Source organism: Pedococcus sp. NPDC057267 (assembly GCF_042668795.1).
In the GTDB taxonomy this organism is placed as follows: Bacteria; Actinomycetota; Actinomycetes; order Actinomycetales; family Dermatophilaceae; genus Pedococcus.
Genome location: NZ_JBHUYG010000146.1, coordinates 1 through 7,558, shown reverse-complemented (window position 1 = coordinate 7,558; position 7,558 = coordinate 1). Strand labels below are relative to the sequence as shown.

8 protein-coding genes, 1 tRNA gene and 2 pseudogenes are annotated in these 7,558 nt (G+C 67.2%); 5 read left to right on the top strand and 6 right to left on the bottom strand.

Annotated elements, in window-relative coordinates; genetic code table 11:
• Positions 1 to 101 precede the first annotated feature (101 nt).
• Positions 102 to 174: transfer RNA gene (locus tag ACFUC1_RS19700), tRNA-Thr, on the top strand.
• A gap of 20 nt (positions 175 to 194) precedes the next feature.
• Here ACFUC1_RS19700 and ACFUC1_RS19695 read toward each other — a convergent pair.
• The 6 genes and pseudogenes from ACFUC1_RS19695 to ACFUC1_RS19670 form a co-directional block, all read right to left on the bottom strand.
• Positions 195 to 1,409 (bottom strand): tyrosine-type recombinase/integrase, encoded by a 1,215-nt coding sequence (locus ACFUC1_RS19695; protein WP_379122858.1) that lies wholly within the window; start codon positions 1,407 to 1,409, stop codon positions 195 to 197.
• 3 nt (positions 1,410 to 1,412) lie between these two features.
• Positions 1,413 to 1,598, bottom strand: a complete 186-nt coding sequence (locus ACFUC1_RS19690) for a helix-turn-helix transcriptional regulator (protein ID WP_379122856.1) — start codon at positions 1,596 to 1,598, stop codon at positions 1,413 to 1,415.
• The gene (locus tag ACFUC1_RS19685) at positions 1,582 to 3,150 is read right to left on the bottom strand and encodes a replication initiator (protein ID WP_379122854.1); all 1,569 of its coding nucleotides are present in this window, start codon (positions 3,148 to 3,150) and stop codon (positions 1,582 to 1,584) included. The genes ACFUC1_RS19690 and ACFUC1_RS19685 overlap by 17 nt, the downstream gene beginning before the upstream one ends.
• A 471-nt stretch (positions 3,151 to 3,621) precedes the next feature.
• Entirely contained in the window at positions 3,622 to 4,053 is a 432-nt protein-coding gene (locus ACFUC1_RS19680; RefSeq protein WP_379122852.1) for a DUF6584 family protein, read from the bottom strand.
• A gap of 71 nt (positions 4,054 to 4,124) precedes the next feature.
• A pseudogene (locus tag ACFUC1_RS19675) lies at positions 4,125 to 4,637 on the bottom strand (DUF2625 family protein); the annotation flags it as partial.
• A 26-nt stretch (positions 4,638 to 4,663) separates the two neighbouring features.
• A pseudogene (locus tag ACFUC1_RS19670) lies at positions 4,664 to 4,792 on the bottom strand (hypothetical protein); the annotation flags it as partial.
• Between the two features lie 150 nt (positions 4,793 to 4,942).
• Here ACFUC1_RS19670 and ACFUC1_RS19665 point away from each other — a divergent pair.
• From ACFUC1_RS19665 to ACFUC1_RS19650, 4 genes are all read left to right on the top strand, one after another.
• The gene (locus tag ACFUC1_RS19665; RefSeq protein ID WP_379122850.1) at positions 4,943 to 5,386 is read left to right on the top strand and encodes a hypothetical protein; all 444 of its coding nucleotides are present in this window, start codon (positions 4,943 to 4,945) and stop codon (positions 5,384 to 5,386) included.
• Positions 5,387 to 5,643: 257 nt separating this feature from the next.
• Positions 5,644 to 6,234: a hypothetical protein gene (locus ACFUC1_RS19660; protein WP_379122848.1), complete on the top strand. Its 591-nt coding sequence runs from the start codon at positions 5,644 to 5,646 to the stop codon at positions 6,232 to 6,234.
• 81 nt (positions 6,235 to 6,315) lie between these two features.
• Complete coding sequence (locus ACFUC1_RS19655) at positions 6,316 to 6,846, top strand: hypothetical protein (RefSeq protein WP_379122846.1); 531 nt, start codon at positions 6,316 to 6,318, stop codon at positions 6,844 to 6,846.
• Positions 6,847 to 7,082: 236 nt separating this feature from the next.
• Positions 7,083 to 7,373 (top strand): hypothetical protein, encoded by a 291-nt coding sequence (locus ACFUC1_RS19650; protein WP_379122845.1) that lies wholly within the window; start codon positions 7,083 to 7,085, stop codon positions 7,371 to 7,373.
• Positions 7,374 to 7,558 lie beyond the last annotated feature (185 nt).

Genomic DNA, 7,558 nt, shown 5'->3' with positions numbered 1-7,558 from the left:
GTGCCCACCTGCGGGCCCGCGCCTCGTGCGCGGGCCCGCTGGCGCGTGCGAGGGGTATGCCGTGCCGCCGGTACGATCGTCGCCGTCCGCCTCGCGGGCACGCCGGTGTGGCGCAATCGGTAGCGCACCTGTCTTGTAAACAGGGGGTTGTGGGTTCGAGTCCCATCGCCGGCTCTCTGACCAGCACAAACACTTCAGGCCCCCTCACCTGAGGCCGCAGATCCATCATTTTGCCCCACGCTTTGGGGTCCGCGGTGGGGGTCGGCCGCCTCGAGCGCCGCGACGACGCGGGGATCGACCGCGCCTCGTCCGAGGTAGACGTCCTGGGTCATCGAGACCCGTGAGTGGCCCAGCTGGTCGGCGATCATCCGGGCGGTGATGCCCGAGCCGTCGAGCACGCTGGCCGTGGTCTTCCGCCAGGTGTGCGTGGTGACCCACTCCATCCCGTTAGCCTCGCGGACCTGAAAGAGCCAGCGGCTCACGGTCCGGGGCTCGCGGAAACCGCCGTCGATCGTGCCGAAGACCGGCTCCTCCGGGCCCACCCCGATCGCTGCCCGACGACGCAGCATCGCCACGCACCACGTCGGCAGGACGAGGACCCGCTGGCCGGCGTCTGTCTTTGTAGGCTTGCGGATCAACCCCCGGCCGGTCACGCGGAGCAGGGTGGAGGTGACCTCGACAGTCCCGTGGAGCAGGTTGACCTCTGACCACACGACGGCCAGCACCTCCCCGATGCGCAGGCCCGTCGCGAGCATGAACGCGCAGAGGTCCGGCAGGTCGCGGCCCGCTGCCTTCGGGTCCCGGGCGATCGCCAGGAACCATGCCGCCCGCTCCTCCTCCGTCAATGCGCGAGGACGGCGTCGAGGCGTCGACTTCAGCCGGCGCACCTCCCGCGTCGGATTGAAACGGATCGCACCCTCGCGCACGGCTCGACCCATTGCCCCTGAGATCACGGCTCGTGCTGTGCGAGCCGTCGCCGCACCCACCCGCTCCTGCAGGTCGACCAGGAATCGGTCGACGACCGGGGTGGTCACCTGCGTCAGCCGCAGCGCACCCAGCCCGGGGGAGACGTGCCCCTCCCACTGGCGACGGTAGGTCTGGAGCGTCCCGGGTGACCGCTGCCCCAGCCGCTCCAGCTGCTCGAGGTCGGCCATCCACTGGCGGATCGCCTCGTCGAGGGTGTCCCGGCCCGTGAGGGTGGAGGTCGCCGTGGCCGTCAGCTGGTCCAGCGCCTCGGACATGGCCCGCTGGGCCGCGGCGCTGGAGGGACCCCAGCGTTCGACCTGCCGGAGGCGGCCGTCCGTCCCGCGGTACCGCACCCGGCTCCGGAAGCGCACTGCGCCGTCGGCCTCGACTCGCACGGTCGAGACCGACCCCCACTCGCCCGGTTCCAGAGCCCTGCGCACCATGGCTCAGGCCGCCGTCTTGCTGTCGAGCCACGCGAACACGTCGCTCTCGCGGAACCGCAGGTGCCGACCGATTCGATAGGCCGGCGGACCTTCGTGCTTCCAACGCCAGTCGTAGATCGTCTGCACGGGCACCGACAGGTAGGCCGCGACGTCCTTCACCGTCCACAGCGGGTCAAGCCTGTGACACATCTCCAACGTCCTTCCTCGAGTTCAGTCGTCTGGCTGCCGCGCGCTCCTGGTCGTGTTCGCGGGCGGCTGCTGCGGCGGCTTTGGCGAGGGCGGCGTCGCCGGGGGTGTCCCAGCCGGTGTGGGTGTAGGTCCACGATCCGATGACCAGGGTGGTGGTGTGGTCGTCGTCCACAGCCAGCAGCTGGGCCTCCATCGCGGCGAGGTCGATGGTGTCGCCGCGGCGGCCTGCGTCGGCGACGAGTTGTTGGGCGCGGCGTCTCGCGCGGCGGAGTTGGCCGAGGGTGATGGAGTAGCGGCGGGACTTGGTGGCGAAGTGGCCGCGGAACCCCAGCTCGTGCGCCCACTTGCCGAGCAGCCCGTAGGGGAGGTCGGCGAGGGGTCCTTGGCGGCCGGTGGCGACCCAGTCGTCCTCGACCCGGCGGCCGAGGGTGTCGGCGGTGTGTTGGATGCGGCGCAGGTGGGCGTTGGTGTGGTCGGTGGTGTCGGCGGCGGCCTTCGTGGCGTACTTGGCCAGGTACCCGGACACCTGCTCCGGCGATAGGGCGGTCCCGGGGTCGTCGGTGCGCCGCGCGGTGGTGACGGGGCGGGCGTCGACTTGCCGCCCGAAGGCAAGCACCCGGGGCTTGTCGTGGTCGTGGACGGGTGGTGCGGTGAACCTTACGGCGGCCACGGCCTCACGGACGAGACGGGCGAGGATGGTGGGAGTGATCTGCCGGGGCGCGGGCGCGAAGCCACCCTCGACGTCGCGGGGTCCGTCGAGGCGGATCAGGGCGTGGAAGTGCACGAGGCCGCGGCGCTGGTACTCGGCGACCTTGGCGTACTGCACCGTGACCGCCTCGTGCAGTTTGGTTGCAGGGATGCCGAGGTGGTGGGCGAGGGTGCGGCGCAGGGTGATGGTGAACCGGCGCCACAGCTCCGGAGCCCACCATTGCCACACCACGTGCGAGGCGTAGTCGTAGCAGTCGCGGCACAGCGGCTGACCGAGCTGCTCGTCGTCGGCGTGGACGGCCATGCACGTGGTCGGACGGCCGTGCTCGCACCGGTGCCGGCCAGCGGCATGCGGCCGACAGCGGCGGTTGTTGTCCCTCGTGCCGTGCACCGCACCCATGGACGGTGCGGTGAGGGTGGCGAACACCAGCGGGTTGTCCGCCACCTGCTCGGGGACGGTCTTGCCGCCCCGCACGCCGGCCCGGATGAGCTGGAACATGTCCGCCGCGTACAGGCGCGAGCAGGACGGGCACGCAGACTCGCGCCGGTTACCGCACCGCACCACCGTCGACCCCAACGGCTCATCCGCCGAGGAGTACGACGCCAGCACCTCGCCGGTAGTGGTGTCGATGGTGGTCGAGCACCCGACCAGGTGGACCGGGTTCGAGCAATACCCCACCCGGGAGGCGGCCACCGACCACGCGTCCAGGTCCTCCGACAGCATTCGGGCCAGGATCGCCTTCGTCTGATGCTGCTCGTACCCGGGCAGGTACAGCTCGTTCTCGGCACTGAAGTGTGGGCGGGGCAGCGCCGCCCACAACGCGTTGACTGTGTCCAGGGACATGGTGGCCACCCCCTCCCTTGAGGGTGTGCCGTGCCGCCACTGTGCTGACCTCGCGGCACGGCACACCCAGTCCAAGGGCGGCCCCACTGTGTGTTGGAGGAAGCCGGGCGGTGCGAGGTCGGCAGCCGCACCGGCACTGAGGTGAAACGGTTGGCCACCGCCAGCGAGCACGTTCAGGCGGACTCGGCAGGTGGGCCGGTAAGCGCCACAACCAACCACCAACAACCAGCACCAGTCGCAACAACCGTACTAACCGCGGTAACCGTAAAGCATTGTGACGCAACATGATTCGGATCCTCATGATCCGGACGCCCCTTGCGAGGCGACACCATCACCGTCCACCCCCAATCGGGCTCAGTCCACTTTTTGTCACCTCGGCGGTCGATCTTTGACCAGACCTTTACCCGGCGGCGTCACGTATGTGCCGCACCATCAGCGATGTGCGACCCAAGGGCCGGGGAGGTGCTGTGTTCAGCGATGCGCCAACTTCGACCTGACGATCGCGAGCCTCCGACCGATCGCGGTGAAAGGGCCGTCGGAGCGGTCAGGATTCCGCTTGTGTGGCAGCTCCGCTAGGAGTTCCAGCCCCGCTTCATCCGCGATGAGCGTCAGGTCGTCCACGCGGAGCAACCGGCGAAGACGGGACTTGGTAATGCGCGTGTACCACCCGAACGCACAGTGCTTCTCGAAGGCCGACCGCTCCTCCTCCGTCGCAGCCGGGCCCACGAGATACCCCCACCTGCCGGCCTCAGCCCATTGCCGGTCCTGTCGGTACGCCTCGGCCAAGAGGCCGCGTACCTCAATGTCGTGCGGGTGCGTCACGACCAGGCCCTTGAGACGGTCGCGAGCCTTCCTCACGTTTCCGTCCTCAAGATCCCGCTTCGCACGCGTGAGCCCGTCCACGCGGACAAGAGTGCCGAATCGCAATCGGTTCGCACGATTTATTTGCGGCATGAGCGAGCGATCGCTAAGGGCTACTCCGTGACCTCGACTCGGAACGCCGAGCCGTCGGGTGGCGTCTCGCTCAACTGCTGTGCCAAATCGGCGTAGACCCCGTGGAGTTCGGTGATCGGCACGGCTCGATGACTGACGTCAGCCGGGTCGCGACCCTCGACCGTGAAAGGCGGCGGCCAAAGCGAAAGCCCTTGGTCAGGGGCAAGCGCGTCGATCTCGCCCTCCCAACCCGCCCATCGCAGTGATGAGTAGAAGTCAGCCACGGCGTCTGAGAGCGCCCAAGTGATGAACGCACTGTGCCCGCCCCCGATCGGTGCCCAAGCGAGGGTGTCCGGTCCCCAGTAGCAGACCTCGCCCGGTGGGGCGTCGAGTCCGCCACCGTTGACCGCGAACCGACCTCCGAGCGCGTCCCACGCGACATCGAGCAGCGGCGGCGCACCCCCAGCGAGCGCATTGGCCTCGTGAACACCCGGCAGCCCGTTGGCACCCGCGCCGAGGATGCGCAGCCAGCCGTGGTCGACCAGCAGCGCGCCGCATTCCCCGACGAGGCGCCAAGGAAACTGCCTGTTGAGACCTGGAGCGCCTCGAGAGCAACATCGCGGCGCGACCTGTCGCTGGGTAGGACCCGGACGGGGCTCGGGGCTCCTTCGATCAGTACCTGGATCTGGGGCCAGGCGGGGTCTGACACCGCCCTGAGCACGTCAGCTGAGCTGCGGTCCGTTACAGGGCCATCCTTGCATCCGATGTCCGCTCATCGGCCTGACCGCGCGGATCGCGGCAATAGCGGGTATCCAGTAATGGCATGCGAGCCGGATGAGCGACCTGACAGAGTTCGAGCATGACCGCCGAGTTCCGCATGGGTTCGACTGATGGCGAGCACTTGTCCATCACGGTGCTGGGTCGAGAGCATCCCGACGCGGAGAACTACTGGGATAGGAACTGGGTCATCTCCACCATCTCCGTCGCCATCGGTGGCTTCACTGGTCACGTTCGGGCCTCGCTCCGAACGGACGAGGTCCACCGCTTCAACAAGGAACTGAAGTCGGTCAACCAGAACCTCTTTGGTGCGGCCGTTCTAGACAGCATGGAGCACTGGATCACTCTCACGGTGAAGGCTGAATCTCGAGGTCGGATCCAGGTCACGGGTGAACTCAGAGACCGGGTGGGCGACGGCAACGTCCTGACGTTTGAGATGGCAGAGGTGGATCAGACCTATCTCGGGAGTTGGATCACCAGCTTGGACGACATCGAGGAGGCTTTCCCGGTGATCGGCAAGCCCTGAGCGCCGCGACAGCTCATCGGCAAGACCGCGCTGATCGCGGCATGAGCGGACGTCCCTCGGGACATACTCTGCACGCACGGTCGGAGGGAGATTCGCGAGTGGCTCGGCTACGTGAGGTCGATATCTGGGTGGACCACGGGCGTGGGGACCACGCCATTTCGCAGGCGTCAGAGGGGACGTTCCGTGCGATCACCTTGGCCGCGGGCATGTGGCTGAGCACCCACGAGGTGTCTGGGTCGAGAGCCGGGTTACGCATCGTGCTGCAGGACGCCCCCCGGGCAGTCTTCGTCTTCGAGCCCCAACGTGACCTTGCCGCCCACCCCATCGGCCCTCGCGACTGGATTGCCCTCTATGCCATCGGCAGTGGTTTCACGGACCTCGATGGCGAGGCTCGCTGGCGACATGCTGCCGCAGTGGTCGTCGAGGTGATTGATTCCTATGCAGGACTAACGACGGACCAACGACGCAGCCTCCGGGCATACATATGTGCGCCCCGTCCCTCCATCACATGGTTCGGGGAGGTCGTCACCAGCCGGGGGCGGATCACGTGCCTTCGCGTGGATGTCGATGCGGAAGGCTCCCTGTTCATGCACCTATTGGCGGTGGAACCTTCGGGCAGGCGGTTCATCGCGCTGCTGCCGTGCGACCCCACGACCCTGCGGTACCAGCCGAGCGATCTGAAGAGATTCACCAAGAACATCGCTTGGGTCTCGAGCCATGCGCTTCGACTCTTAGTCCCGATGCGAGACCATCGAAACCTCGGGTACGACGCCACTCTCTACCTTCAGACCCGCGAACCACAGACGCTCGATGGCCAAGCGGGGGCCAGTGATTCAGCAACTTCGTGAATCCTGCCTATCGCAACCACCCCGCCCATCGCGGCATGAGCGAGCATCGTGGACTATTTCCTTCGAGATAGGGTGCGCCCTATGTCGTCGACTAGCGCCCAACCTCGCGTCGCCGACGTCGTGAGTTGGCCCGTCGAACGCGTTCCGCTCTATCAACGGATTGGTTCATACCTCGGACTGATCCTGAACTTCGCGGTCGTTCTCGTTCTTCAGGACTCCGGCATGAACGACATGGGCAGTTGGCGGCTCCGAGACCAGCGGATGCCCGTGCCGCCGGAAACGCGGGGACTGGGATCTATCGAGCTCGAGGGGACCGCACCCTTCATGTCCCGGCTGCGACCAAAGGAGCTCGTTGACCTGCGCACGGACGGCGCATGGATCAATCCCATGGGCCTAGACCATTCAGAGGTCGCGTTGCCGCTGCCCCGGTTCAAGCTCGTGAAGCTCATTCCCCTGCGGCCCAAGCGGGGGCGGCACTACCCGTCGGCGCAGTGGCGGGCCAAGGTGTTGTTCGACGACAACGCGCTCGAACTCACCGGCACCTGGCTGGAGCTTGCTTGGCTCGCTCACCTCGCAGACTGGCCTCTGCCGGCTGACCTCGCAGTCGCGTAGTCGTCCGGAGCCCGCCGCGTCGACATAGTCGATCGCGATGCGGTCAGTCTCGCTCGCCCGAAGTCGGGCAGCGCCAGCGCGGGCGGCACAGCGTTCAGACCAGCGCACGCTGACACGCTCGGACGAACGCGTGCGATGAAAGGGCGAGCACGATCAACGCTCCGCCATCGGCAGGACCACGCTATCCGCGGCAAATGCGGACGCGCCGTCGAAGCGCGCTTCGTATCATGACCGGCGTGATTGGTGTGATCCTCGGATGGGGCTTGGTCGCCATCGGCATCATTCTTTTCCTGTTTCCGTTGAGAACGGCCAAGCGACGGGCTGAGCTGTCGCCTATTTGGCTGAGTCTCCCCCTGGTGGCCCTTCAGATATGGGCCGGCGACACGTCAGGCAGCACGGGCAACCCTGTTCCGCTCTGGGTGCTGCTGGTCGATGGAGCAATCGTCATCCTGATCGGCACAATCGGCCACGTTCGTTTCCAACGTTCCTCGACGGAGCCCGACGGAGGCTCAGAGACCAGCAGATAGGGCCGCGCTGGTGGCCCCGCCAGATTTCGGTTCGTCGCGCCTGATACGCACTCAATTCGGCAGATCCGGACGTGTGCCCGACCGAGCTCCGGTGCTTCGGTGAGGAGTTTCTTTACTGGTTCAAGGCGCGGCTCCGCCGCGCCAGCGCCGCCCGCAGCGTGGGACCCCGCGATGTGGCCCCGCGC

Excerpts from the sequence above, each read along its gene's own strand:
- ACFUC1_RS19695 (WP_379122858.1), bottom strand. The coding sequence starts at position 1,409 with ATGGTGCGCAGGGCTCTGGAACCGGGCGAGTGGGGGTCGGTCTCGACC.
- ACFUC1_RS19690 (WP_379122856.1), bottom strand. The coding sequence starts at position 1,598 with ATGTGTCACAGGCTTGACCCGCTGTGGACGGTGAAGGACGTCGCGGCC.
- ACFUC1_RS19685 (WP_379122854.1), bottom strand. The coding sequence starts at position 3,150 with ATGTCCCTGGACACAGTCAACGCGTTGTGGGCGGCGCTGCCCCGCCCA.
- ACFUC1_RS19665 (WP_379122850.1), top strand. The coding sequence starts at position 4,943 with ATGACCGCCGAGTTCCGCATGGGTTCGACTGATGGCGAGCACTTGTCC.
- ACFUC1_RS19655 (WP_379122846.1), top strand. The coding sequence starts at position 6,316 with ATGTCGTCGACTAGCGCCCAACCTCGCGTCGCCGACGTCGTGAGTTGG.